We start from the raw sequence: 23,418 nt of genomic DNA on the forward strand, positions 1-23,418 counted from the left end.
CTTTTCTTCGACCCTGACTTTCGCGTCCGTCCAGGTGCCGGTGTAGATTGAGCACCTTCCGATGAGTGGGACGACGCTGCCGCTCGCGCCGGATGCCTCCAAGGGCCGGTCGCTGGGCAAGTATGAGGTTCTCAGCCGCCTATCCACGGGCGGGATGGCGGAGATCTTCCTAGCGTCTCAGCGTGGGCTCGCTGGATTCCGCAAGTTGGTGGTTCTCAAGCAGATTCTGCCGGACATCCGAGGCGAGGAAGAGTTCATCCGGATGTTCCTGGACGAGGCCAAGGTGACGGCCGCGTTCAACCACCCACACATCGCCCAGGTGTTCGATTTGGACATCGCGGAGGGCGAGCTGTTCCTGGCCATGGAGTTCGTGCCGGGGGCCACGCTGGTGGAGGTGGCGCGCGCGTGCCGGCAGGCCAGCCACCCCATCCCCGTGGGCTTCAGCTTGATGGCGGTGCGGGACACCGCCGTGGCGCTGCACTACGCGCACACCTTCACGGATCCGCTCGGCCACCCTTCGCCCGTCATCCACCGTGACGTGGCGGAGAAGAACATCATGGTGACGTACGAGGGCGTCACCAAGCTGTTGGACTTCGGCATCGCCAAGAGCCTGGCGCGCGCCAGCCGCACCGCGGTGGGCATGGTGAAGGGCACCAGCGGCTACATGTCGCCCGAGCAGATCATGGGCGAGCCGCTGGACGCGCGCAGTGACTTGTTCAGCCTGGGCGTGGTGCTGCACGAGCTGCTCACCGGCATGCGGTTGTTCTACGCGAAGCAGGCCGAGGCGATGATGAACGCGGTGCTGAAGTGCGACGTCACGCCGCCTTCCCGCGCCAACAAGCAGATACCGCCGGAGCTGGACGCCATCGTCCTGCGCGCGCTGTCCAAGCGCCGCGAGGACCGCTACGCCTCCACGCTGGAGTTCGCCCGCGCCCTGGAGCGCGCGGTGGGCCCGCTCATCTGGCACCCCGAGCAGAGCAGCGAGGTGATGCGCCGCCTCTTCGCCGACCGCCGCGAGCAGACGCGCCAGTTGCTCATGGCCGGCCCCGCGTCCGGTGACGTCACGGGCGAGACGAGCGTGGCGGCGATGCTGGCCAAGGGCAGCGCCTCCAACGCGGCCCCGGCTCCGGAGGCGCCCGAGCCACTCACCCTCAACAACACGACGTCCTCGGGCCCCCCGGAGCCCCCGCCCCGCCGCCCCACGGTGACGGCGCCCGCGCCGAAGCAGCCCTCGGCCTCTCCTCGTAAAGCCACCAACACGCAGCCAGCGACGACGCCTCCCCCGCCGCCTCCGCCAGACCCGGAGCCGCGCAAGGCCGTGCTCAAGGCGCCGCCCCAGAAGCGCCTGGCGGGACGTGGCGCCTCCTCGGAGCCCGCGCGTCCGCCGCCTCCTCCTCCGTCGGAGTCTCCGCCGCCTCCTCACGAAGAGCACACGGCCCGCACCCAGCCGGGGCGGCCCGCGCTTGCTCCCTCCGAGCACACCATCCGCGCACAGGCGCCCTCGCGCCCCGCGCCGCCCGTGTCGGAGGAGCCCGTGTCCCGGAGCGAGGCACGTCCGCGCGCCAACCGCGGCGCGGACACGCCGCGTCCCGTGGCGGCCCCGCAGCCTCCCGCGCGCAACGAAGAGACGGCCATGGTCCGCGTGCCCACGCTCTCCGCGGAGCCAGGCAGCCACGCGGGAGTCCCTTCCCGGCGCGGCGCACCGGCCCGACGCAGGCCCCCGCCCCAGCTCCCCGCCGCCTTCCCCACTGGCGACGGCGACATCACCGCCAAGCCTTCCCGCGGCTTCCCCGCTGGCGACGACGAAACCACCGCCAGGCCTTCCCGCGGCTTTCCCTCCGGCGACGGCGAAGCCACCACCAAGCCTTCTCGCGGCTTCCAGGAGAACCGTCGTCCTCGTCCCGAGCACCAGGACGACGACGAGGACGCCCACGTCCACACCCAGCGCGGCATCCCCGCCGTGGGCTCCGAGTCCCGGGTCGGACGCAAGGTCCTCGCCGGGTTGCTCGTCCTGCTCGCGGTGGGCGCCGGAGTGGTGGGACTGGGACTGGATGGGGGCCTCGTGTCCTCCCAACTGGGGCTCGGCCAGGAGGACCCGGACGTGGCGCGGCCCACTCCGATTCCTCCCCCGAAGCAGCGCGCCCCTCCTCAGGAGCAGGGCAAGGCGCCTCCCGCCAACAACGGCGCGGGGACGGGCACTCCTCCGCCCGCCATCGTCGAGAACGTCCCGCCCCAGGCTCCCGTGACGCCGGTGGTCGTGGACACGGTGGAGGCCCCGCCCGAACCGGAGCCGGACCAGGCCGCTCCCGTCGCTGACGTGGAGGAGGACAAGCCGGCGAAGAAGCCGGGGCGCACCACGGTGAAGCGGTCCAAGGAGTCGACCCGGAACAGTCGGCGCGTCACCCCCGACTCGAGCGAGAGCAGCCCGGTGGCCCCCACGGGGGAGCCGGGGTTCCTCACCCTCGTCACGGAGCCCTACGCCAAGGTGTACCTGGGCGGCCAGTCGCTGGGTGACACCCCGCTCTTCAAGGTGAGCCTGCCTTCGGGCAAGCACACGCTGAAGCTGGTGGACGGCGACGGCAGGGCACTCAAGCTGTCGGTCGACATCAAGCCCGGCGACACCACCGCCGTGCGAGTTCCGCTGGAGATGCTGTCCCGTCAGTAGTTTCCCAGGGGCGGCAATCGCTCGGAGCGCCGTGCGTAGCTCGCCATGATGGGGCCCCTCCCGGGCCCCCTGCTCTTGGGAGCGCGCCATGAAGACCGCCCGGATGTCCCTGCTCGTCCCCCTGCTGATGTTCTCGGGGGTGTCTTTCGCGGAGGACTCCCACGCCCAGAAGACCGAGACGCGCGAGGTCGATGACTTCGAGAGCCTGGCGGTGGGTCACGGCATCAAGGCCAAGGTGAAGGTCGGCCCCAAGTCCGTCCGCGTCGAGGGGCCCTCGGAATTGCTCTCCCGCCTGCGACTCGTGGTGAAGGACGGGCAGCTCACCACCGAAGTCGAGCGCAAGGGCGTCTTCAGCAACAACTTCTCCGGCGGCAAGGTCCGCCTGTACGTCTCCAGCCCCCACCTGGAGGGCGTGGACGCCAGCGGTGGCAGTCACGTCGAGGCGGAGGTCGCCGCCTCGGACGAGTTCTCCGCCGAGGCCAGCGGCGGCGCGGCCCTCACCATCCGGGGCCTGGACGCGGACAAGGTCGAAGTCGAGGCCAGCGGCGGCGCAGCCGTCAACCTGGAGGGTCGCGCCCGCCAGTTGGACGTCGAGGCCAGCGGCGGCGCCGTCATCAAGGCCATGGACCTCAAGGGCGTGAAGTCCCTGGAGGTCGAGGCCAGCGGCGGCGTGCACCTGGAGGCGGACCCCTCGGAGAGCCTATCCGTCGACGCCAGCGGAGGCACCACCGTCCAGTGCGTCTCCCGTCCTCCCCGCACCGAGGTGAAGGCACGCGGAGGTACCCGCGTCGTCTACCTGAAGGACTGAGCGGGGTGTGCAAGGTGTCCGGGGAGGTCCCGGACGTGGGTGGAGGCCCCCTGGGTAGGGACTGACACTACCTCTGTCGGTGAGGGCCACCTTGCTCCGGTGCGCGGGGACGATTGGAATGCGGGTCCCCCCACCGCCGGAGACGCCTCACCATGACGGACCCGATTCCTCCTCCTTCCTCGCAGGGTGCATCGGGACGCAACAAGGCAGCGCTGTGGAGTGGCGTGGGGCTGGCCGTGGCCCTCGCCGCCGGCGGTGCCCTCTACTTCCGGGCAGGCCGCTCGACGAGCCATGACGGGCACGGGGAACACGGCCACCACGACGAGCCGTCAAGAGCGCCGCGCGCCGCGAAGCCCGCCGCCTCCATGGAGGTGCTGCGACACACGGACCGCGCCGCGCGCGCCGCCGCCACGGGGGAGTTGAAGAAGGCCCGCGAGGCGCTCGGCGAGGCGCTGATGCTGGCGCCCCAGCACGCGCCCGCCCTGCTGGTGCACGCGTGTCTCGCGCTCGAGGAAGGCAACGACGCCGAAGTCACCACGGTGCTGGGGCAGCTCAAGGCCGCGGCGCCGGAGAGCCAGGAGGCGAAGCTGCTGGAGACGCTGCGCGAGCTGCGACGCGCGCCCGGTGTCTCCTGGCAGCAGGCCTTCCGCGAGGCCTGGGTGAAGCTGGGCCGCCCCGACTTCCGCAAGAGCGAGCTGCTGCCGGGCGCCACGCCCCTGCCGCCGGACCCCACGCTGCCGGACTGGGAGAAGGCCGCGTGGGAGACGGCCACCTCGGACGACGTGAAGCTGCGGCTCGCGCTCACCACGCGCAAGCTGGACGCGGACAAGTCCCTCTTCCTGCTGTCGCAGGTGCCCAGGCTGGAGAACCCGGACCTCTACCTGGCCACGCGGGACGCGCTGAGGGGCGAGTCCCTGCCGGAGTCCGAGCACGAGCGGGCCCGCAAGACGTTCCGCGAGAAGCTGGAGTCACTGGCCAAGGCGCACCCGCGCTCGATGCAGCTCCAGTTGCTCCTGCTATTGGGTGACACGGAGGCCGGCACGGAGCTGACGACCGCGGAAATCGACGCGTTGGAGCGCGTGGCCACGCTGCCCGCGTGGCGGGAGACCTCTTTTCACGACGGCTACGCGGCCACTCGCCAGCTCCTGAAGGAAGCAGGCGTGCCGGATGCCAGCGCGTTGGCGATGGGCGTGGCCATGCGGGGCATCAACGAGCGCGGGACGTGGATTCTGCGCACCCGCAACGTGGGCACGCGAGGCGCGCTCTCCGAGGAGGGCCGCAAGCGCCTGGGCCGCATCACCCGAGACATTGGCGCGAGCATGGTGAAGCAGAACACCGTGGTGGAGCGGATGACGGGCCTGCAGCTGGTGCGCGGCGGCGCGACGGACATGGGAGACGACGCGGGCCGGACGCTGGCGCTGAATCAAATCCAGGCGCTGGAGCAGACCATCGCGCGGTTCCAGCAGACGGCGATGGAGCGCTGGCCGTTGAACTCGCTGACGGAAGAGCTGACGCAGGAGAGCACCCGGGACGAGCTGCGCTACCTGCAGTCCTTCTCGGCGGAGACGCCCACGGGCACGGCGGCCCGGGTGGCGCCGTAGTCAGCGGGAAGATGACGAGGTGACTCGGGCCCCAGGGAACACGCTTCCCCCTGGGGCCCGAGCGGGCCCCCCACGATGCAACGGAGCCGCCGCACGCCGGACCTCCAAGGTCGTCCGGGCAACCGCACTCCTTCCACTCAAGCGCCGGGACCAAGGGGGTGCATCCCGGACAGGCCTCGCGTGGGCAATGTGGAACACGTCTACGTCTTTCAACGCAACGATGGCCGAAGAATATCGGGTACGCGTGGCATGTCCACCCGCAGGGTCGGTGGCCCCGGGTGTGCCGTGTCAGGCTGGGTTCCCGAGGGTCGCATTCACCGCCGGCCCTGGAAATCTTTCCGGAAAAATTCGAGCACGACCGATTGACAGCGCGCCCGGGCTGGATTTCGCCCACGCGCGGCGTCCCTTGTGGACACGTCGGGGACGTCAACGCGGGTTGTCAGGGCTGTCTACCGTGTTGACAGTTCCTCGCGTCGAATCCGCTGAATCCCTGGCGTTCCATGGGCTTGCATCCGCGGGAGACGCTGGCCGTGCCGTTGCACTGAGGCCGGTGCATGCACGTCGCCTTCTACCTGTTGCTCGCCATTGGCCTGCTGGGGACCTTCGACGTCCTCTACTTCCACCTCTGGCGCGGCCGACTCCAGGAGCGTCCCGAGTGTCAGCGCGAGGTGCTCTGGCACACCGCGCGTCACCTCATCTACGCGCTCCAGTTCCTCTGGGTGCCGCACGTGCGCTTCCAGGGGTGGGCGCTCGGGCTGCTCGGGGTGCTGTACGCCGCGGATATCTTCGTCGCGCTCGGAGACGTCTGGGAGGAGCGAGACAGCCGAGCCTCCCAAGGCGGTGTCCCTCGCGGTGAGTACTTCATGCACGTGGTGCTGAGCGTGCTGGTGGGGCTGTACCTGATGGCCACGCTCCAGGCGGTGTGGAGCGACTGGCTCTTGCCCACGGGCCTGCGCGTTGACCCGCCCGCCGTGCCCGTGGCGCTGCGCGCGCTGATGACGGTGATGGGCGTGACGGCGCTGGTCGCCTTCGTGAAGGACCTGGCGCAATGGCTCGCCTTCCGTCGGCGGCCCGTGGCCACTCCATTACGACAACCCACGCTCCAAAGGATTGTCGTGGAGGTGCTCATCCCCGCGCCCGTCGAGGTGGTGTGGGAGCGCACGCAGGACCCGGAGCTGCACACGGCGTGGGACGTGCGCTTCACGTCCATCCGCTACCTGCCGGAGGCCGATGCCCGGGGGTTCCACCTGATGGACTACCGGACGCACCTGGGCTTCGGGCTCGAAATCGTCGGGTGGGGTCGCTACCTGGCGAACACGCCGCACGTGCGCTCGACGTTCGAGTTCGGCTCGGAGGACTGGCGGAGCCTCATCCTCCGCGGCCGTGGCGTGTGGCTCTACGAGCGCAGGCCCGAGGGGACGTTCTTCAAGACGGTGTTCGACTACCGCGCGCGGTACGGAGTGGTGGGGGAGGTGCTCGACGCGCTGCTGTTCCGTCCGGTGATGCGGCTGGGCACGGAGTGGGGCTTCGAGACGCTGCGGCGGTGGTGCGCGGGGGACGAGCACGCTCCGGCGCGAGGCCGCTCGCGCTGGCGCTTCGGGCTGTTCGTCCTCGCGCGCCTGCTCGGCAGGGCGCCGGCACCGGGCGCGGCCACCTCTTCAAAACCCTGTGGAGAACTTGTGGAGGTGTCGTCATGAGCGCCGGAGCCGTGGAGCGCGGCGTGTTCCAAATGAACTCGACGAGGGATGCGCGACTGGAGGCCTTGCTCCGTTCGGAAGCCTCCCTGCTCGCGGACGCGCAACTGGAGGCGCTGATGCATTCGGGAGAGCTCCACCCCGGGGACTCTCAGTTGGAGGCCCTGCTCCTGACGGACGCGAAGCTGGAGGCCCGGCTCCACCCGGAGGAGCTCGAGGAGGCGCGGACGGCCCTGCCCCAGGCGTCTGTCGAGGAGCTGCGGGACTTCGCGCTCCGCCACCGGGCCTGTCGACGCTCGCTGGGCCTTCTCGCGGACTTCTACCGCGCGCATCCGTGCCGCATGGCCAGGGTCCACGTGCTGGCGGCGAGCGCGGTGACCCTCGGCCGCTTCTGGGGGGTGTCGAAGCCCTTCGCTCGACTGGGCGCGGCCGTGATGCCCGTGGATGAGCAGGGCCAGCCTCGGACTCCGGAGTGGGCCTCCTACGCGCGCGCCTGCGAGGAGCACCTCCCCCTCGAAATCCGGGACGAACACTGGATTGAAGCCCACATGCGGGACGTGGCTCGGGCCCGGGACGTGGGCCATGAGGCGGCCTTCCTCGAAGAAGCCCGGGCCCATGAACATGAGCCCCTGTGGCGTCTGCTGGTGCAGCACGTGGAGATGACGCTCGGCGCGCGCCTCTTCGACCAGCCCGCCCTCGCCGGCGCTGTCCCGGGTGAGACGGCCATGGCCCACGGACTGGCGCTGTCCCTGTCGCGCATGGTGAGCGCGAGCTGGAGCCTGCTGCGCCACTACGCCTTCGCCACCTTGCGCGCGCTGTGCCTGCCCCGCTGGCGCGATGACTCGGGCCTCGTCGACGAGCGGCGCACGGCCTGTCTGCTGCTCGCGAGCTTCGTCACCGCGTGGACGGCGGCCAGTGTCTACCGTCGCGGGGTGAAGGCCATGCACCGGGGCCAGCGCTCGCGGCCCTCGGATGTCTGGCCGTTGCTCGCGGCGGCGCTGGGCCCGGACCTGCACCGCGTGGATCCGCGTGTCATCCGCTTCTATGCCAACCCCGGCGCGTGGGGAGCGCGCGCCTCCGTCACCTTCTCCTCATGCACGGCGCGGCTGTTCGCCTGGGTGGCCACCCGACTCTCCGGCCAGGGCCTCTTCGAGCACGGGGCACATGCCTTCCCCGGACGCTTCCTCACCTTCCGGCGCGCGGACGGCTCCATGCACTTCGTCCGGGAGCTGTACTGCGACGGCGTGCTGCGCAGGTTCGACTCGGACTTCGTCCTGCGCGGCGGCCGACTCCACGAGGTCTTCGTCGAGCACGGCCTGGCTTTGGAGCTGGACGTGTCGGTCCTGGAGGACGGTGGCATCTGTCTGCGCGGCCAGACGCTGCGCTGGCACGGCCTGGTGCTGCCGCCCTTCGGGCGCGGCGTGGAGTTCCGCATCCACCCCGCGTCGGACTCGACGGAGCGCGTGGACATCATCGGGACCTTCGGCGGAGGGCCGACGTCGAGAAGAGCCCCCCTGGCCCGCATCCACTACGAGGCCTGGCGTCAGGTCGACGCCGCGCCTCCCAGGACGAGGGAGCCTCAGTTGCCCGCGTAGGCGCGCTCCAGGGCGGCGATGTCGATTTTCTGCATCCCGAGCATCGCCTGCACCACGCGCCCGGCCTTCGCCGGGTCCTTGTCCCCCATCAGGCGCATCAGCGTCCGGGGGATGATCTGCCAGGACACGCCGAAGCGGTCCTCCAGCCAGCCGCACTGCTTGTGCTTTCCACCAGCGGAGAGCTGGTCCCAGAGCGCGTCGACCTCGGCCTGCGTCTCACAATCGACGAAGAGCGAAATCCCCTCGGAGAACTTGAACTTGGGGCCTCCGTTGAACGACAGGAACGTCTGCCCTTCCACCTCGAAGGTGACGGACATGGCCGCGTCGTCCGGGCCTCGCGTCACCGAGACAATCTTCGAGTTCTTGAACACCGACGTGTAGAGCTTCGCCGCCTCTTCCGCCTGGTTGTTGAACATCAGGAACGGGGTGATCTTCTGCATGGGGGACATCCTGGGTGGGGGCGGCACCAGGAGGGTGCCGGCCTTTTGCCCTACGTCGAAGCCACCTTCGATTCTTCGACATGCCCCTCATTTTTTCTTCGAGAAAGGCATCCCGCCCTCTCGACCTCAGTGGTCGGCCCCCTCGTGGTGGTCATGGCCCGGGCCACCAAAAGTCCCCGGCCACGGCTCCTTCGCGGGCAGCAGGCCCGGCATGGGGAAGCGCTGGAAGCGGGACTGGCTGTAGGCAAAAGGTGGGTCACACTCGCCACAGGTGGTGGCCCCGTCCATCAGCAGCAGGGCCCCGGGTGCCAGCTCCATCAACTGCGGAGTCGTGCGGGCCGAGTAGTCGAGCCGGCACTGGAAGGCCTCGGCGCCGTCCGACATGCTCACGCCCACCAGCAGTTGGTGGTTCTCGCTGTTGGTGGCCGTCGTGAGCACCAGCGTCCGGGGTGGCAGGCCCGGCGCATCCGGCCAGGACGCGAGCCGCAGCTCCTTCGTCGTGAGCTGCTGTCCCGAGCGCAGCGAGTACGTCCACGCGGGGTTCAGCGAGGGCAGCTGGAAGCCCTTCAGCTCCGTGGCCATGGGCAGCGCGCCGCCCTCGTTCGGATTCACGGTGGTGCCCGGCGCGCTGGGCACCAGTCGCTCCCGCGTGGCCACCATGCGGCCGAACTGCTGGGGAATGGTCGCCGCCACCGAGCCATCCGCCGTGAGCAGCGCCTGCGCCGCGCGCTCCTGGAACAGCAGCCCGTTCACCACCGCGAGCTCTCCGGCGCGCTGCGACTGCGGCTTGCGCCAGCGCGGCACCCCGTCCGAGGAGAAGGCCATCAGCAGCGAGGGCGCGCCCGCCTGGAGCGGAGCCCCCACGTTCAGCGTCTGCGAGAAGGAGACATACAAGTCCCCCAGCGCGTCCGAGACGACGCCGAAGGGGTGCGGGTGGTTGCACTCGGACAACAGCGGGTCGGTCAGCTCCTGGGCGGACACCATCTGTCCGTACGCGTCCAGCACCACCAGGAAGTACAAGCGACACAACGTCTCGCGGTTCAGTCCCACGGGGTAGGCCTCGAACAAGGCCGCCAGCCGGTCCGGCGCCATCACCGCCAGCCGCGCCAGGAAGAGGCTGGACGTGCGCTGCGCGATGTCCGGCCGCGCCTGCTCCAGGGAGAAGGTCCACCGGGGCGCGCCCGTGTAGCGCTCCACCAGCGACACCGAGCCGTCCTCCGGCAGGTCCATGCACAAGAGCCTGTCGTTCCACAGCATGCAGCGCCGGGCCGCGTCGCCGCTGAGCATGGGCACCGGGGCCGCCGCGTCCAACAGCGCGGACGTGTAGAAGCCCGCCAGCGTCACGTCGCCCTCCGGCCCCACCAGCAGGTCATGCAGGTTCACCCCCCGCACCCGCGCGTCGAGAATCCAGTCCGGCTCCAGCGGCACGGCGGCGGGACGCGCGCACACAGGCCCCCGGCAGCGGCCCTCCGCCTGACACGGACTGGCCGCCGCGCAGACGAAGCCGTCCGGCAAATCTCGCCGCGCGCACGCGCCTTCGATGCACACGTCGGCGGCATCACAGCCGCGCTCCTCGCCGCAGAAGGTGCCATCCGGCGCATCCGCCAGACCGCAGCCGAGCTTCGAATCACACGTGCCCACCTGACACGCTCCCGCCCCGGGACAAGGGGGCGCGGCCACCGCGCGACAACCATCCAGCGCGTGGCACACGTCCGTGGTGCAGGCGTTGGCGTCGTCACACGGCCGCTCCAGGCCCTTGCACCGGCCCTGCTGACACATGGCCATGGAGAGGCAGGCGTTGCCCGGGTCGCACCCGGTGCCATCCGGCAGCAGCGTCTCCACACAGCGCTCGGACACGGGGTCGAACACCGCGCTGGCGCACACCACCGCCTGACACGCCGGCGTCGGCCGCGCCTCGCCCGCGAGCACCAGCTCCGCGCGACCTCCATCCGACGCGGTGCCGATGAGCCGGGCCTCGTACGTACCCGCGGCCTGGGGGCTGAAGCGCAGGCGCACCGGCACCTCGCTCCCGCCCACGCGCGCGGGCAGCGCATCCACCAGCGAGAAGGGCGCTTCCACCGAGGTCCAGGTGACATCCAGCGGCGCGCGCCCCGCGTTGAGCACCCGCACCTCCGCCTCGCGCACCCCGCCTGGGAATGTGACGGGGAAGTCCAGCCGCGACAGCGACAGCCTGAGCCGGCCCTCGGCCCCGGTGAGGGGAGGGTCCTCGCGGCACGCCGTCAGACAGGTGCCGAACACCGTCACCCACAGGATGAATGCCCACCCCACCCCGCCTGCCCTCGTCGCGCGTGCCATGGGTGCCTCCCGTGCTCCTGTCACCGCGTATAGTCCTCGGGCCCGGAGGATGCGAGGGGTGCGCCTCGCCGCGCTGTCGGCCACCCGGCCTCTGGCGCCTGTAGACTCCCCGCGTCCGTTCTCCATTGGGAGCCCCCATGTCCTCGCGTCCCACCCTCGTGCTCGTCCTGGCCCTGCTCGCGACCTGGGCCCTCCCCGCCTTCGCGCAGGACGTGCCGCGCACGATGACCTTCCAGGGGCGCCTGGTGCGCGCGGACGGCACCCCGGAGAGCTCGCCGCAGGACCTCACCTTCACCCTCTACGCCGCGCCCGTGGGCGGCTCCCCGCTGTGGCAGGAGAACCACCTGGCCGTGCCGGTGACGAATGGCTACTACGCGGTGGTGCTCGGCTCCTCCGTCGCGCTGGGGGACGACCTGGTGCGGCGCTCGGAGATGCACCTGGGCGTCGCGCTCGCCAGCCAGTCGGAGCTGACGCCGCGCTTCCGCATGGCCTCGGTGCCCTTCGCGTTGCGCTCGAGCGACAGCATCCGTCTGGAGGGCCGCGCCGCCAACACCTTCGCGCCCGTGAGCCACACCCACGCCAACGCCACGGCGACGACGGCGGGCTTCATGTCCGCGGCCGACAAGGTGAAGCTGGATGCGCCCGCTCCCACGTATGGCGAGGGCCTCATCGCCACCGGCACCCCCCTGGCCGTGCGCGTCAGCTTCCCGACGACGGGCGGCACCAACGGCACGGCGCGCGTCGCGGCGCGCTCCGACCACACCCACGCGAAGCCCGCGCTGTCATGCGGTTACAAGAGTGCCACCGGCAACGATTCGGCGGACACGCGCGCCGCCATCGCCTGGTGCGCCACGGGTGAGACGTTGATGGGCGGCGGCTGCGTGGGACTGGAGGAAGGGCCCACCGGCGTCGCCTTCCATCCCACCGGCGTCACCTTCGAGAACAGCCCCACGCAGGCCGCCCCGGGAGTGCCCGGCTACCGCTGCCGCAGCCACGCCAGCAGCAACAGCGCCCCCACCGCCTACGCCATCTGCTGCCGCATTCCGTGAGCCTCGAGACAGCGCGCCGGATGTGTCACCCACGCAGGCAATCCGTCGCAGTCTCGCCGGAGAGCTGAACATCGAACGGAATCCCCATCCTCTCGGGGCTGGAGGCGAGCGAACCCACGGAAGCCCTGCTTGCTCGCGGACACTTCAGGCAGCGGGTGATGAAACCCTGTCATTTTTTCAGATGGTCTCTCTGGACCCACTGCAACCGCGCGGAATAGTTGGATCACAGAAGGGTATGGTTCTAGCAATCGGGGACGGCATGACCTCCGTCTCGGACACGGGCTCGCAATCCTCCCAGGCCTTCACCGTGCTCATCCCACGCGGGCTACAAGGCAGCGTGGACGGCCTGCCTCAGGATGTGCGGCAGGCCCTGCTCTCGGAGCTTTTCCGCATGGCCTCGCTGGCGCACCAGGAACGAAGCCTGTTGCCCGCGTCGGGGCCGTATGCGTTGAACCTGGACCTGGATGGATGCCACGTCACCGTGGAGATGGACCCGTCCCGCTCGCGGCTGACCCTGGCTGGGCTCACGCGCGCACGAGCGCTGGGCTGAGCCCGGCGATACGTGAACCACGATGTCTCGACGGGCCGGCTACGAAGAATCCTGGGACCTCACCTACCTGGTGGAGCAGCTGCGTGAGCTCATCAGCCGCGACCTGGAGCTCGATGACGCGCTCGCGGAGGAGCTCGAGGACACCCTGGCCCGGCTCGTGCTGCGCAACCAACGCCTGCGCGGGCTTCAGCGCATGGTGAACGCGGAGCGCGACGCGGAGGACCTCGAGGTGCTGCGCAACGCGCTGGAGTACACGGACCGAGAGCTGCTCGCCCACCTGCCCCAGCTCCTGGAGCGCCTGCGAGAAGTGCACGCCTGAGCCGCCCTGCCCTACGGCGTGGCGCCCGGATACAGCGTGTGAGTGGGCCCCCGCGCGGGAGGACCTCCCACGCCCATGCCCACCGAGCCCGGGCCGACAGGGAGCACGCCCGCGGCCGGCACCAGGCTCCCGGACTCGGCGCGCACGGGGCCCTCGCACGCGCCCGCGCGACAGCCCTCCAGGCCCTGACACGGCCTGCCCGCGCCACACGCCACCGCCTGACACGTGCCCGCGCGGCACACCTGCCCGGAGGCACACGGGCCCACGGCCGCGCACGCCTCCGTGGCGGACAGGCACGCGCCCGCGCGGCACACCTCACCCGCGCCACACTGCGCCGAGGTGGTGCAGGACAGCGCCAGACACGCGCCCTCGCGGCACACCTGCTGCGCGGGGCAGCTCACCGTGGCGCACCCCGCGTTCGACACGCAGCGGCCATCCACGCCACAGCGCTCGTCCGACGCGCAGGCGAAGTCCGCCGTGCAGAGGACACCGCGGCACTGTCCACCCAAGCGGCACACCGTGCCCTGGGGACAGGCGACGCCCAGGCAGCCATCCCTCACGCACTCCGAGCCCAGGCAGCGCTCGGTGGGAAAACACGTCGCGGTGCCGTCGCAGCCCACGCGGCGGCACGTGCCTCCGCGACACACCTCGCCAGCCGCGCAAGCCGTCCCCAGACACGAGGGCTCCACGCACGCGTCCAGCTCGCACACGCGCCCGGCGCCACAGGCCACGTCCTGGCACGTGGTGGCCAGGCACCGGCCCTCCACGCAGGCTTGCGCGTCCGGGCAGACCACGCTGGAGCACAAATCCGGCGGCACCAGCGGGACACTCTCGTCGCAGCCCGCCAGCGCCACGAGCACCATCAGCAGCAGCCCCCTCAGCGGCATCCGGGCCTTCATGGCAACAGCCCCCCTCGGAGGCCTCCGGGGGCTCATGGCAGCCGCTCCGTGCGGTCCGCCGCCGGCAGTGCCAGCGACTCCGGCCGCGTCAGCACCACGCCCAGCACCACGCCCGCCGCGGCCAGCCCCACTCCGCCCACGACGTAGGGCCAGAGCGCGCCGCGCGGGGCCTCTTCCACCGCCGTCTCCGACGTAGGGAACGTCGCGGCGTCACGCGCCGAGGCCACCGCCGCTGGCAGGTGCTCGGTGGCCTCCAGCCGCAGCGGCGCGCGCGGGCTGCCCTGCTCGAAGAGGACGAGGCCCCCGGCGTCCCTCGCCACCGCGTAGGCCTCCACGGCGCGCGCGGGAGGTGCCTTCACGGACACGGGTCCCGACGGCGAGCCCACCGCCGCGGAGAAGCCCGCCGCGCCCGGCAGGCGCACCGCCACCATCACCTCCGTGGCCACCTTCCGGGGCTGCTTCAACACCGCCGACACCCGGCCATCCGGCAGCCGCGTCACGGTGAGTGTGGGCTGCTGGCCCTCCAGGGCCGCCCGTGCCGCCAGGAACGGCACCTGGACCTTGGGCCCCAGCGAGTCCTTCACCTGGGCGGAGGGCTCCAGGACGAGCAAGACCTCGAAGGCCTCCTGGGCCTCCTGGCGCTGCCCCATGAAGGCGCGAGCCAGTGCCAGCCCCCGCCATGCCCGCAGACGCTCCACGCGCGTCCCAGGGCCCTCCAGGGCCTCCAGGAAGGACGTGGCGGCGGCATCGAACTCCAGGGCGTCGAACTGTTGCTCGGCGCGCACCAGCGGCGGCACCGCGCCCCATGCCTGGGTGGCGAACAGCCAGAGCATGATGAGCAGCGCGCGCACGGTTCATCAGTCTACAACCGTGTTGCACCCATCCACAGATGTTGTCCCCAGCGGCCTGCTGCTTCTTCAAAAGCTTAATGTAGGTATTGATCAAATGGTCGAAGCAGTAGAGGGCTCGGATTTGGGGATAAGTCAGCAAGCTCGCGGGATGACTGACGAATTCGGCCGATGCTACATGTGGGTAAACTGGCGGTTTCCCCCGGCTTCCCACAGGCGCTGATCCACGCCACCGTTTCTCCACAACCCGACCCCCGCTATCCACAGGCCATCCACAGGTCTCCAGTGGACGAGGGGGCGACCGGGCGTGACGGTGCATTCTCACCGCACGTCCGCGCCCTACAAGCCTGTTATCCTCCGTTGCGGTGCTGCTCCGGTGTCGGGGCGCTGTCGTGGAGGTTGCACCCATCGATTTCTATCGGGGCGAGCGCATCGGGAAGTACGAGGTCGTCACGCAGCTGTCCGTGGGTGGCATGGCCGAGCTGTTCCTCGGCTTCACCTCGGGTCCGGGTGGCTTCCGTAAATACGTGGTCGTCAAGCGCATCCTGCCGGACGCTCGGGACAACGAGCAGTTCGAGCGGATGTTCCTGGACGAGGCGCGCATCACCGCGGCCTTCAACCACCCCAACATCGCGCAGGTCTTTGACTTGGGGCAGGAGGAGGACGGCCTCTACCTGGCGATGGAGTTCATCGCCGGGCAGAACCTGAACCAGATTACGAGCGCGTGCCTGCGCGCCCGGCAGCCGGTGCCGCTGGGCTTCACGCTGTCGGTGGCGCGCGACGTCTGCATGGCGCTGCACTACGCGCACACCTTCACCGCGCCCTCGGGCGAGCCCAGCCCCGTCATCCACCGTGACGTCGCCCAGAAGAACATCATGGTGACGTACGACGGCATGGTGAAGCTGCTCGACTTCGGCATCGCCAAGGCGAAGGGCAGCCTGGAGCGCACCCACGCGGGCACGGTGAAGGGCACCACCGGATACATGTCTCCGGAGCAGGTGCGCGGCGACAAGCTGGATGGTCGCAGCGACTTGTTCTCGGTGGGTGTGATGATGCACGAGATGCTCACCGGCGCGCGCCTGTTCGCGGGACGGACGGAGCGCGACGAGATGATGAAGATCCTCGAGGCGCCCATCCCCTGGCCCACGCACGTCACGCCGCACGTGTCCGAGCAGGTCTCCAAGGTGGTGATGCAGTCGCTGGAGCGCAGCCGCGAGAAGCGCTTTGCCAACGGCCGGGACATGGCGCGGGCGATTGAAGCGGCGGCGGGCTCGCTGATTCAGGACGCGGACCACCGTGGCTCGCTGATGAAGGAGCTGTTCACGGAGCGGATGGCGGCCACGCGCGCGCTGCTGGAGAGCGCGGACGGCACCACCAACGGCCTGATGCTGGACGCCGCCAAGCGCGCCCTTCGCGGGGATGACGGGCCGTACCTGCCGGCGCGCGAGAACCAGGCCACGCCCCGGACGGGCAACCCGTCGGTGCCGAACCTCAAGAAGGCCTCTCGCAAGATGTCCACGGTGAAGCCCCGGGACGGACAGCCTCCGGCGGACACGGACCTGACGCCCGGACAGCGCTTGCGCTCGAACGCCCTTTGGGGGCTGGTGCTGCTCGGCATCCTCGGGGGCGGTGGCTATGGCGCCGTGCGCTTGAGCAGCGTGATGGACGAGACGATGACGCCCGTGGTGGAGCAGGAGCCGCCTGGGGGGGAGCTGAAGAGGTTCGACCCGGGACTGCCCATCTACCCGGGGCCCGCGGATGGGGGAGCGGTGGCGGAGGCGCCAGAGCCGGTGAAGAAGCCGGAGAAGGTCAAGCCGACCTCGGCCCATCAGGAAGAAGACAAGGACAGGAAGCCGGCGCTCGCCGTGAAGTCCTCACGGGCGATGGGCATGCTGACGTTCGTCGTGAATGACGCGGCGACGCCCACCTATAAAGCGCCCCTCAAGGTGGACGGCAAGGATGCGGGAAAACTCCCCATGTTCAAGATGTTGCTGCCAGTGGGCAAGCACACCCTGAAGGTGCTCGACCCCGAGGGAAAGTGGCGCACCCTTCCGGTGGTCATCGACGCGAAAGAACCGATGATCCTCAACTTCAAGCACTGGAAGGACTTGCCGTAGGGGCGGCGGGCTTGCCTGCTGGCCCATGAAGCTGGGGATGTGACACGCGGTCCTGTTATCGTCGCGCCCCCTTCAACCACCTGCGACGAGACTATGGCCGCGCTCACCATTGGCTTCCTGATGGACCCGCTCGAGACAGTGCGAGTGGACCATGACTCCACCTTCGCGCTGATGCTGGAGGCGCAGAAGCGCGGCCATCGGGTGCTCTACTTCGAGCAGGGGTGGCTGCGGTTCAACGGGCGCTGCGCGGAGGCGCGCATGCGCCATGTCACGGTGCGCCGGGAGCCGGGGCGGCACTTCGACGTGCTCGACGAGACGGCGCGGCCGTTGTCGGAGCTGGACGTGCTCTTCCTGCGCAAGGACCCGCCGGTCGACGCGGAGTTTCTCCACGCCACGCAGCTGGTGGAGCTGTGTCAGGGCCGCAAGCCCGTCTTCATCAACGACCCGGCGGGCATCCGCGACGCGAACGAGAAGCTCTTCGCCCTGCGCTATCCGGACCTGATGCCGGACACTCGCATCACCAGCGAGCTGCCGGTGCTGCTGGACTTCATCGCCCGCAACGAGCAGGGCACCATCATCAAGCCTATCGACGGCTTTGGCGGCAAGGGCATCCTCTTCCTGTCCCAGGGAGACCGGAACGCGCGCTCCACCGTGGAGCTGCTCACCCAGGGAGGCCGCGAGGCCGTCGTCGCGCAGGCGTACATCCCGGAGAGCCGCCTGGGCGACAAGCGCATCATCATGGTGGACGGCGAGCCGGTGGGTGGCGTGCTGCGCGTGCCGTCCGGTGATGACCACCGGGGCAACATGGCCGCCGGTGGGACGCCTCACAAGGCGGTGCTCACGGCGCGTGATTTGGAGATCTGCGAGCGGCTCAAGCCGGAGCTGCGCAAGCGGGGCCTGCTGCTCGTGGGCATCGATGTGCTCGGCGACTACCTCACCGAGGTGAACGTGACGAGCCCCACGGGCCTGGTGGAAGCCAACCACCTGGATGACGTGTGCGTGGAGGCCCGCGTGCTCGACGTGGCCGAGCGACTCGCCGCCGAGCGTCCTTCGGCCTGAGGGACGCAGGGCAGCGCCGAGTCGCACTCCGCGAAGGTCGGTTGTTTCGCGCCGGACGGAGGACGTTGGCTCGGCGTTTCGGGCGGTGCCGCGTCCGGAGCCGGATTCCCGAGCGAAGCGTGAACTGAAGAATGGTTCATGTTTCATGGAACTTCGACGCGGTGCATAAAATGAATCCTGGTTCAGATTTCACCGTCGAGGCGACGCGGCGCGCCTTGAACCCGGGAAGTGCGGGGGAGTCACGTTGCGGCCCGTGGCCGTCCTTTCCCCCCATGGCGGCCCGGGAGGCACCATGTCCTCGCAGCGTCCTCGCTTCACTTCGACGTGTTCTCGATTCACCCTCGCCGCGTGGTTGTTCGCGGGAGTCGTGGGCTGTGGCGGGCTCGACGCCGAGCCCTCCGCGCTGACCGAGCCGGAGCTACAGCAGTCCGAGCAAGGGCTGACGCAGGTGACGGGCTTTGGCAGCAACCCGGGCAACCTGGCGATGTATCGCCACGTGCCGACGGGCGTACCGGCGAACGCGCCGCTGGTGGTGGTGCTCCATGGCTGCACGCAGAACGCGACGGGCATGGAGGCGAGTGGTTGGAGTGCGGCGGCCAACGTCTACAAGTTCTACGTCGTGTATCCGCAGCAGGCGAGCGGCAACAACGCCACCAGCTGCTTCAACTGGTTCGAGCCGGGTGACATCGCGCGCGGCTCGGGCGAGGCGCTGTCCATCAAGCAGATGGTGGACGCGATGAAGGCGGCGTACTCCATCGACGCATCGCGGGTGTACGTCGTGGGCTTCTCGGCCGGTGGGTACATGGCTCCGGCGCTGCTCTCCGTGTATCCGGACGTCTTCTCCGCGGGAGCCATCAACGCGGGAGGGCCGTACAAGTGCGCCACGTCGATGAACGCGGCGTTCTCGTGCATGAGCCCGGGCACGGACAAGACGCCCGCGGCCTGGGGCGATTTGGTGCGAGGCGGCTACCCCGGCTACACCGGTCCGCGTCCTCCGGTGTCCATCTGGTACGGGACGAGCGACTTCACCGTCCGGCCGATGAACGGCACGGAGGCGATGGAGCAGTGGACCAACGCGCACGGCATCGACCAGACGCCTGACACGACGGAGACGGTGTCGGGCTTCCCGCACAAGGTCTACCGCGATGGCGCGGGCCGGGCGCTGGTGGAGACGTGGGAAATCACCGGCATGGGTCACGCGGTGGCGTTCGACGCGCAGTACAACTTCCCCGGGAGCACCACGGCGTGTGGCTCCGTTGGCGGGTTCGTGACCGACATGAACATCTGCGCCGTCTACCACCAGGCGAAGTTCTTCGGAATCACCGGTGGTGGTGGCGAGCCGAGCGGTGACACCACGCCGCCCGCGGTGAACGTGACGTCTCCGGCGAGCGGGACGACGGTGAGTGGCGCGGTGAAGGTGGTGGTGAGCGCGTCGGACGCAGTGGGAGTGACGCGGGTGGAGCTGCTGGTGGATGGCAGCCCGGTGGCCTCGGCCTCGGCGGTGCCGTACGAGTTCACCTGGAACAGCCAGGGCGTGGGCAACGGCGCGCACACGCTGGGGGCGCGGGCGTATGACGCCGCGGGCAACCAGGCGACGGACAGCGATACCAGCGTCACGGTGAACAACACGGGGACGCCGACGTCCATGACGGCCACCTTCACCAGCATCGCGGCGGAGGATGGCTATCTGAAGGCGAACGCGGACGGCAGCGGCGCGGCGCTGGGGACGCTGACGAACCTGGCGTTGGGGCGCGGGACGGATGGGAAGTACAACCGCTCCTTCCTCTCGTTCGACACGTCGAGCCTGCCGGATGGCGCGACGGTGACGCGGGCGTATCTCACGGTGAGCTACTCGTCGGGCTCGGGAGACCCGTGGTCGTCGCCGGCCGGGAACACGGTGGTCATCGACGTGAAGGCGGGGACGTTCAACGCCGCGTCCACGGAAGTGGGTGACTGGGCGGCGGCGGCCGGTGCGAGCGCGGTGGCGAGCATCGACAAGTTCGCGAGCGGGGCGAAGGCCTCGGCGGACTTCAGCGACTCGGGCCTGGTCTCCCTCAACAAGACGGGGAGGACGCAGCTCCGGCTGCGCTTCAGCCAGGAGCAGACGGCGACGCAGTACCTGTTCGTGAAGGACTCGACGAACGCGGTGCTGACCGTCGTGTACACGCAGTAGCGTGAAACGGAGGGGACGGTGGCGTGCCCACTGTCCCCTCTTCCGCCGTGGCTTCAGGTGTCTCGCGTGAGTGGGTGATGCGCGCCTGTATTCACGGTGGGCTCGGACCTGTGGGGTGCGGCGGCCCGTCGAGCTGTCTCCCGCGCGAGTCAGACACGTTCTCGATGAGCACGTGGGGCAGATGGCTCAGCGGCCCATCGAGCTGTCTCCTGCGTGAGCCAGACATACGGCCTCAATGAGTGCGTGGCGTAGAGGGCTCTCATCGGCTCTGCAAACGGTTCCAGCCGCGCGTGAGCTGCGCCACCAGGGTCCGTGCCTGCTGTCGCTGCGAGTGGCTCCACAGTCGGGGCTCGATGAAGAGCGCGCCGCCGCTGCGCAGGGCGGCCTCCCAGGCGAGCGCGGGACGGCGTCGCATCGGCTCTGTCTCCAGCGCCGTGGCCAGTCCCTCCACCGTGAGGCGGACACCCCGCAGGTAGCGCTCCGTCTGCGTCAGGTGCGCGCGTCGCCCCGTCCACCAGTGCTCCACGGCGTGGGCATCCACGCGTCCGGGCAGCACCCGAGGCCCGGGCAGCGTCTCGCGGAAGTCTTCTGGCGAGGGAGCTTCCTCTTCCTCCTCGGCGGAGTCCTCCTCGGAGAGCTCCTCCAGGATGAAGGGCGGTTCGAGGGGCAGGCCGGTGATGGCGGCGAAGGACGACGCGGCGAGCAGCCCGCAATCCTCGTCATGAAGCAGGGGGAGCAGTGCCTCCGCGGCGGCGAGCTTGCCGCTGAAGCCCAGTGCCCAGATGACCTCCTCGCGGACGTGTTCATCCGAGAGCCGACCCACCAGGTCCGCGAAGTCCTTCGAGTCTCCCGCCACGGCCAGCGAGAGCAGCGCCGTGCGCGGAGAGGGCTCCTGGGACAGGGCCCGCTCACGAGCCAGGTTCCATGCGTCACGTGAGCCGAACAGCAGGCCCACCTCCAGCGCGGCGTCACGCAGGACGGCGCTGTCGTGGCCGAGCGCGCGCTTCACCTGGGTGTCGCCCAGCGCGGTCCGAGGCGAGAACGGCAGGGCGCGGAGGACCTCGGCCTGAAGGGCTTCGTCCCTGTTCAGCGTGTCGGGCAAGGCGAGCCGCTGGAGTCGTCTCGCGCGGACGAGTCCCGCCTGGACCTCCGGTGGAAGTCCGGGCAGTCGCTTCAGGAAGGCCGCGTGGAGGTCATCACGCGCGAGCAACTCGAGTGCGCGGAGGATGCCGGGTCCCGCCTCCTCGGGAGTGGCTTCGAGGCACTTGAAGACGGCCTCGTGTCCGCTCGTATCCTCGGAAGTGAGCAGCACCCAGGTGGCCACGGCGATACGAGCGGGTTCCTCGGAGGCGAGGGCGGGCAGCAGGAAGCGCCGGGCCGCGGGAGGACCTCCCAGGACGAGCGCATCCAGATGGGCGAGCAGACGTCCCTCGTCCCCCTGCGAGACCTCCGGAAGGGTGAGCTCCGGACTCCAGAGAGCCTGTTCCCATTGGGTCCAGAGGAACTCGGCTTCTTCGAGGTGATGCTCGAGCAGCTCCCAGCGAACGGTGGGCCGGCGAAGCCTCACAGCTCCTTTTCGCAGACCAGGCACCTGGCCTTCATCTCGTCCTGGCCGAGCGCGATGACGGGCCCCTGGAGCAGCGGCGCGGGCGGGGTGTTCTTGTCGTTGTGGAGCATGAGGTCGAAGGTCCGGGCGACGCTCTTTCCCTCGAACTTCACATCGAAGGAGTAGTTGACGAACTCGGCCTTGCCCTTGGTCTTGCTGGAGGCGACGCCGCCGCCCGCGGTGCCGGCCTCGTCACCGCTGCTGGTGCTGAAGTTGGAGTCCTCGACGCAGACGGGCTTGCCGTCCACGGAGACCTTCTTCGTGCCCTTCGCGGTGTCGGAGGACATGGCGATGTTGGGGTACGGGATGGGGATGGGGCCGGCGGGGCTGGGCGTCTTGCACACGTCCGGGAAGGCGATGGTGTTTCCGCCGGTATCCTTGTGGACGACGGACAGCTTGTTGACACCGACGGTCGCGCTCATGGTGGGTGACTCCTGACGAGGCCGGGGCCTCGTGTGTCGTGAGACAAGTGTATCGCTCCCGGGGCGCTGGCACGAGCGGGGGCGGTGGTTCGTGATGACGCCTCGTGGAAGACTCTGTTTCACGGCGATGGAGGCCGAGGCGCGCATGGTGGGATGGGTCCAGGTGATGGGAATGTCGTCGTCGTTGGGGGGGCTCTGGCCCGCCTCGGCGGCGTTTCGAGCGGGGACGGCCTGGCCGTCGGCGGCGCCCGACTTCGAGGTCTTCCTGAAGGGCGACGAGGAGCCGAGCCCCGTCACGGTGCACGCGGCGGGAGATGCCACCCTGGGGTTCTCGGGCGTGGGGCGGCTGGTGGCGCTGCTGGCGGAGGCGCTGGTGGACCTGGGCGCGCGGGAGGACCTGCGGGCGCTGGGGCCCCACGTGGGGCTCTACCTGGTGTTGCCGGACCCGGAGGCGCGGGGCTTCACGACCCAGAAGGACCCGTTCGAGGAGGACCCGGACCTGGTGTCGGAGCGCATCGCGTTGCTGGTGGACCGGCTGGTGAAGGGGACGTGGCAGGCGTTGGGTTTGCCGGCGTGGAGGGGACAGGTGAAGGCGTTCCACGCGGGGAACGTGGCCTTCGCGCAGGCGTTGGCTGCGGCGGGAGACGACCTGCGAGGTTCGAAGGTGGAGCGGGCGCTGGTGTGCGCGGTGGACAGCTTCGTCTCGCCGGAGACGCTGACGTTGTTGCATCAGCGGGAGCGGCTCAAGACGCCGGGGATGGCCACGGGGTTGATGGCGGGAGAGGCTGCGGTGGCGCTGTTGCTGGGGCGTGAAGCACCGGTGGAGCCGAGCCTGGCGGTGGTGCGGGTGGCGCAGGGGCGTGATGCGGCGCTGTTGGATGGGGAGCAGCCGCCGGATGGTCAGGAGCTGACGCGGCAGGTGCTCGCGGCGCTGGGGCCGATGGGGGCGGAGGCGTCCGCGCCGTTGCTCGTGTCGGACCATGATGGCCAGTACGCGAGGGCGTTCGAGTGGGGGATGCTCCAGGTGCGCCTGAGGGACACGGATGCCCGCTTCGAGCGAGGCGCGGTGTGGATGCCGGCGAAGAGCTTCGGGCACACGGGAGTGGCGTCAGGAGCCGTGGCGACTGCGCTGACGTTTCGGGCACTGGAGCGGGGTTACGCGCCTGCGCCCGTGGTGCTGGTGCTCTCCTCGGCGGAGGCAGGAGAGCGGGCGGTCATCCACCTGACGGCGGGGCGCAAGCGGGGCACGTAGCGGGG

At 70.0% G+C, this 23,418-nt stretch carries 18 protein-coding genes; 12 read left to right on the plus strand and 6 right to left on the minus strand.

The window, feature by feature from the left end; translation table 11 throughout:
• Positions 1-61: 61 nt before the first annotated feature.
• The 5 genes from ACN469_RS21920 (at position 62) to ACN469_RS21940 (ending at position 8,363) form a co-directional block, all read left to right on the plus strand.
• Positions 62-2,665 (plus strand): protein kinase domain-containing protein, encoded by a 2,604-nt coding sequence (locus ACN469_RS21920; RefSeq protein WP_498770690.1) that lies wholly within the window; start codon positions 62-64, stop codon positions 2,663-2,665.
• Between the two features lie 88 nt (positions 2,666-2,753).
• A complete protein-coding gene (locus ACN469_RS21925) occupies positions 2,754-3,473 on the plus strand; it encodes a head GIN domain-containing protein (protein WP_498770691.1) in 720 nt (239 codons plus the stop codon).
• 152 nt (positions 3,474-3,625) lie between these two features.
• Positions 3,626-5,074: a tetratricopeptide repeat protein gene (locus tag ACN469_RS21930; RefSeq protein WP_498770692.1), complete on the plus strand. Its 1,449-nt coding sequence runs from the start codon at positions 3,626-3,628 to the stop codon at positions 5,072-5,074.
• A 554-nt stretch (positions 5,075-5,628) separates the two neighbouring features.
• On the plus strand, positions 5,629-6,771 hold the full coding sequence (locus ACN469_RS21935) for an SRPBCC family protein (protein WP_498770693.1): 1,143 nt from the start codon (positions 5,629-5,631) through the stop codon (positions 6,769-6,771).
• Positions 6,768-8,363, plus strand: coding sequence for a DUF4166 domain-containing protein (locus ACN469_RS21940; RefSeq protein ID WP_498770694.1), 1,596 nt, complete (start codon positions 6,768-6,770; stop codon positions 8,361-8,363). Before ACN469_RS21935 ends, ACN469_RS21940 begins: the two co-directional genes overlap by 4 nt.
• Here ACN469_RS21940 and ACN469_RS21945 read toward each other — a convergent pair.
• Positions 8,348-8,803, minus strand: coding sequence for a VOC family protein (locus tag ACN469_RS21945; RefSeq protein ID WP_498770695.1), 456 nt, complete (start codon positions 8,801-8,803; stop codon positions 8,348-8,350). The two genes, ACN469_RS21940 and ACN469_RS21945, sit on opposite strands and share 16 nt — an antisense overlap.
• A 126-nt stretch (positions 8,804-8,929) precedes the next feature.
• Positions 8,930-11,119 carry a tenascin-X gene (locus ACN469_RS21950; protein WP_498770696.1) on the minus strand — a complete coding sequence of 730 codons (2,190 nt, stop codon included), beginning with the start codon at positions 11,117-11,119 and terminating at the stop codon, positions 8,930-8,932.
• Positions 11,120-11,256: 137 nt separating this feature from the next.
• Here ACN469_RS21950 and ACN469_RS21955 point away from each other — a divergent pair, with 137 nt between their 5' ends.
• The 3 genes from ACN469_RS21955 to ACN469_RS21965 all read left to right on the plus strand — a co-directional run bounded on the left by ACN469_RS21955 (position 11,257) and on the right by ACN469_RS21965 (position 13,037).
• Positions 11,257-12,168 (plus strand): DUF8740 domain-containing protein, encoded by a 912-nt coding sequence (locus ACN469_RS21955; protein WP_498770697.1) that lies wholly within the window; start codon positions 11,257-11,259, stop codon positions 12,166-12,168.
• Positions 12,169-12,427: 259 nt separating this feature from the next.
• Positions 12,428-12,718, plus strand: coding sequence for a hypothetical protein (locus tag ACN469_RS21960; RefSeq protein ID WP_498770698.1), 291 nt, complete (start codon positions 12,428-12,430; stop codon positions 12,716-12,718).
• Positions 12,719-12,740: 22 nt separating this feature from the next.
• Entirely contained in the window at positions 12,741-13,037 is a 297-nt protein-coding gene (locus ACN469_RS21965) for a hypothetical protein (RefSeq protein WP_498770699.1), read from the plus strand.
• A gap of 11 nt (positions 13,038-13,048) precedes the next feature.
• Here ACN469_RS21965 and ACN469_RS21970 read toward each other — a convergent pair whose 3' ends face one another.
• Both ACN469_RS21970 and ACN469_RS21975 read right to left on the minus strand, forming a co-directional pair.
• Complete coding sequence (locus ACN469_RS21970) at positions 13,049-13,936, minus strand: hypothetical protein (RefSeq protein WP_498770700.1); 888 nt, start codon at positions 13,934-13,936, stop codon at positions 13,049-13,051.
• A gap of 32 nt (positions 13,937-13,968) precedes the next feature.
• The gene (locus tag ACN469_RS21975) at positions 13,969-14,787 is read right to left on the minus strand and encodes a hypothetical protein (RefSeq protein WP_498770701.1); all 819 of its coding nucleotides are present in this window, start codon (positions 14,785-14,787) and stop codon (positions 13,969-13,971) included.
• A gap of 470 nt (positions 14,788-15,257) precedes the next feature.
• Between ACN469_RS21975 and ACN469_RS21980 the strand changes: the two genes are divergently transcribed.
• The 3 genes from ACN469_RS21980 to ACN469_RS21990 all read left to right on the plus strand — a co-directional run bounded on the left by ACN469_RS21980 (position 15,258) and on the right by ACN469_RS21990 (position 20,133).
• Entirely contained in the window at positions 15,258-16,901 is a 1,644-nt protein-coding gene (locus ACN469_RS21980) for a serine/threonine protein kinase (protein ID WP_498770950.1), read from the plus strand.
• A gap of 93 nt (positions 16,902-16,994) precedes the next feature.
• The gene (gene gshB / locus ACN469_RS21985; protein ID WP_498770702.1) at positions 16,995-17,960 is read left to right on the plus strand and encodes a glutathione synthase; all 966 of its coding nucleotides are present in this window, start codon (positions 16,995-16,997) and stop codon (positions 17,958-17,960) included.
• A gap of 292 nt (positions 17,961-18,252) precedes the next feature.
• Positions 18,253-20,133: an extracellular catalytic domain type 1 short-chain-length polyhydroxyalkanoate depolymerase gene (locus tag ACN469_RS21990; RefSeq protein ID WP_498770703.1), complete on the plus strand. Its 1,881-nt coding sequence runs from the start codon at positions 18,253-18,255 to the stop codon at positions 20,131-20,133.
• A gap of 259 nt (positions 20,134-20,392) precedes the next feature.
• Here the strand turns inward: ACN469_RS21990 and ACN469_RS21995 are convergent, their stop codons facing one another.
• Both ACN469_RS21995 and ACN469_RS22000 read right to left on the minus strand, forming a co-directional pair.
• Complete coding sequence (locus tag ACN469_RS21995; protein WP_498770704.1) at positions 20,393-21,700, minus strand: TIGR02270 family protein; 1,308 nt, start codon at positions 21,698-21,700, stop codon at positions 20,393-20,395.
• A complete protein-coding gene (locus ACN469_RS22000; RefSeq protein ID WP_163868660.1) occupies positions 21,697-22,161 on the minus strand; it encodes a DUF4150 domain-containing protein in 465 nt (154 codons plus the stop codon). The genes ACN469_RS21995 and ACN469_RS22000 overlap by 4 nt, the downstream gene beginning before the upstream one ends.
• A 94-nt stretch (positions 22,162-22,255) precedes the next feature.
• Here ACN469_RS22000 and ACN469_RS22005 point away from each other — a divergent pair, with 94 nt between their 5' ends.
• Entirely contained in the window at positions 22,256-23,413 is a 1,158-nt protein-coding gene (locus ACN469_RS22005) for a hypothetical protein (protein ID WP_498770705.1), read from the plus strand.
• The last annotated feature ends 5 nt before the right edge of the window (positions 23,414-23,418 follow it).

Source organism: Corallococcus terminator (assembly GCF_049194865.1).
GTDB lineage: Bacteria > Myxococcota > Myxococcia > Myxococcales > Myxococcaceae > Myxococcus > Myxococcus terminator_A.

What these genes read in the sequence shown, in the direction of transcription:
- ACN469_RS21920 (WP_498770690.1), top strand. Translation starts at nt 62, where the DNA reads ATGAGTGGGACGACGCTGCCGCTCGCGCCGGATGCCTCCAAGGGCCGG.
- ACN469_RS21925 (WP_498770691.1), top strand. Translation starts at nt 2,754, where the DNA reads ATGAAGACCGCCCGGATGTCCCTGCTCGTCCCCCTGCTGATGTTCTCG.
- ACN469_RS21930 (WP_498770692.1), top strand. Translation starts at nt 3,626, where the DNA reads ATGACGGACCCGATTCCTCCTCCTTCCTCGCAGGGTGCATCGGGACGC.
- ACN469_RS21935 (WP_498770693.1), top strand. Translation starts at nt 5,629, where the DNA reads ATGCACGTCGCCTTCTACCTGTTGCTCGCCATTGGCCTGCTGGGGACC.
- ACN469_RS21940 (WP_498770694.1), top strand. Translation starts at nt 6,768, where the DNA reads ATGAGCGCCGGAGCCGTGGAGCGCGGCGTGTTCCAAATGAACTCGACG.
- ACN469_RS21945 (WP_498770695.1), bottom strand. Translation starts at nt 8,803, where the DNA reads ATGCAGAAGATCACCCCGTTCCTGATGTTCAACAACCAGGCGGAAGAG.
- ACN469_RS21950 (WP_498770696.1), bottom strand. Translation starts at nt 11,119, where the DNA reads ATGGCACGCGCGACGAGGGCAGGCGGGGTGGGGTGGGCATTCATCCTG.
- ACN469_RS21955 (WP_498770697.1), top strand. Translation starts at nt 11,257, where the DNA reads ATGTCCTCGCGTCCCACCCTCGTGCTCGTCCTGGCCCTGCTCGCGACC.
- ACN469_RS21960 (WP_498770698.1), top strand. Translation starts at nt 12,428, where the DNA reads ATGACCTCCGTCTCGGACACGGGCTCGCAATCCTCCCAGGCCTTCACC.
- ACN469_RS21965 (WP_498770699.1), top strand. Translation starts at nt 12,741, where the DNA reads ATGTCTCGACGGGCCGGCTACGAAGAATCCTGGGACCTCACCTACCTG.
- ACN469_RS21970 (WP_498770700.1), bottom strand. Translation starts at nt 13,936, where the DNA reads ATGAAGGCCCGGATGCCGCTGAGGGGGCTGCTGCTGATGGTGCTCGTG.
- ACN469_RS21980 (WP_498770950.1), top strand. Translation starts at nt 15,258, where the DNA reads ATGGCCGAGCTGTTCCTCGGCTTCACCTCGGGTCCGGGTGGCTTCCGT.
- gshB (WP_498770702.1), top strand. Translation starts at nt 16,995, where the DNA reads ATGGCCGCGCTCACCATTGGCTTCCTGATGGACCCGCTCGAGACAGTG.
- ACN469_RS21990 (WP_498770703.1), top strand. Translation starts at nt 18,253, where the DNA reads ATGTCCTCGCAGCGTCCTCGCTTCACTTCGACGTGTTCTCGATTCACC.
- ACN469_RS22000 (WP_163868660.1), bottom strand. Translation starts at nt 22,161, where the DNA reads ATGAGCGCGACCGTCGGTGTCAACAAGCTGTCCGTCGTCCACAAGGAT.
- ACN469_RS22005 (WP_498770705.1), top strand. Translation starts at nt 22,256, where the DNA reads ATGACGCCTCGTGGAAGACTCTGTTTCACGGCGATGGAGGCCGAGGCG.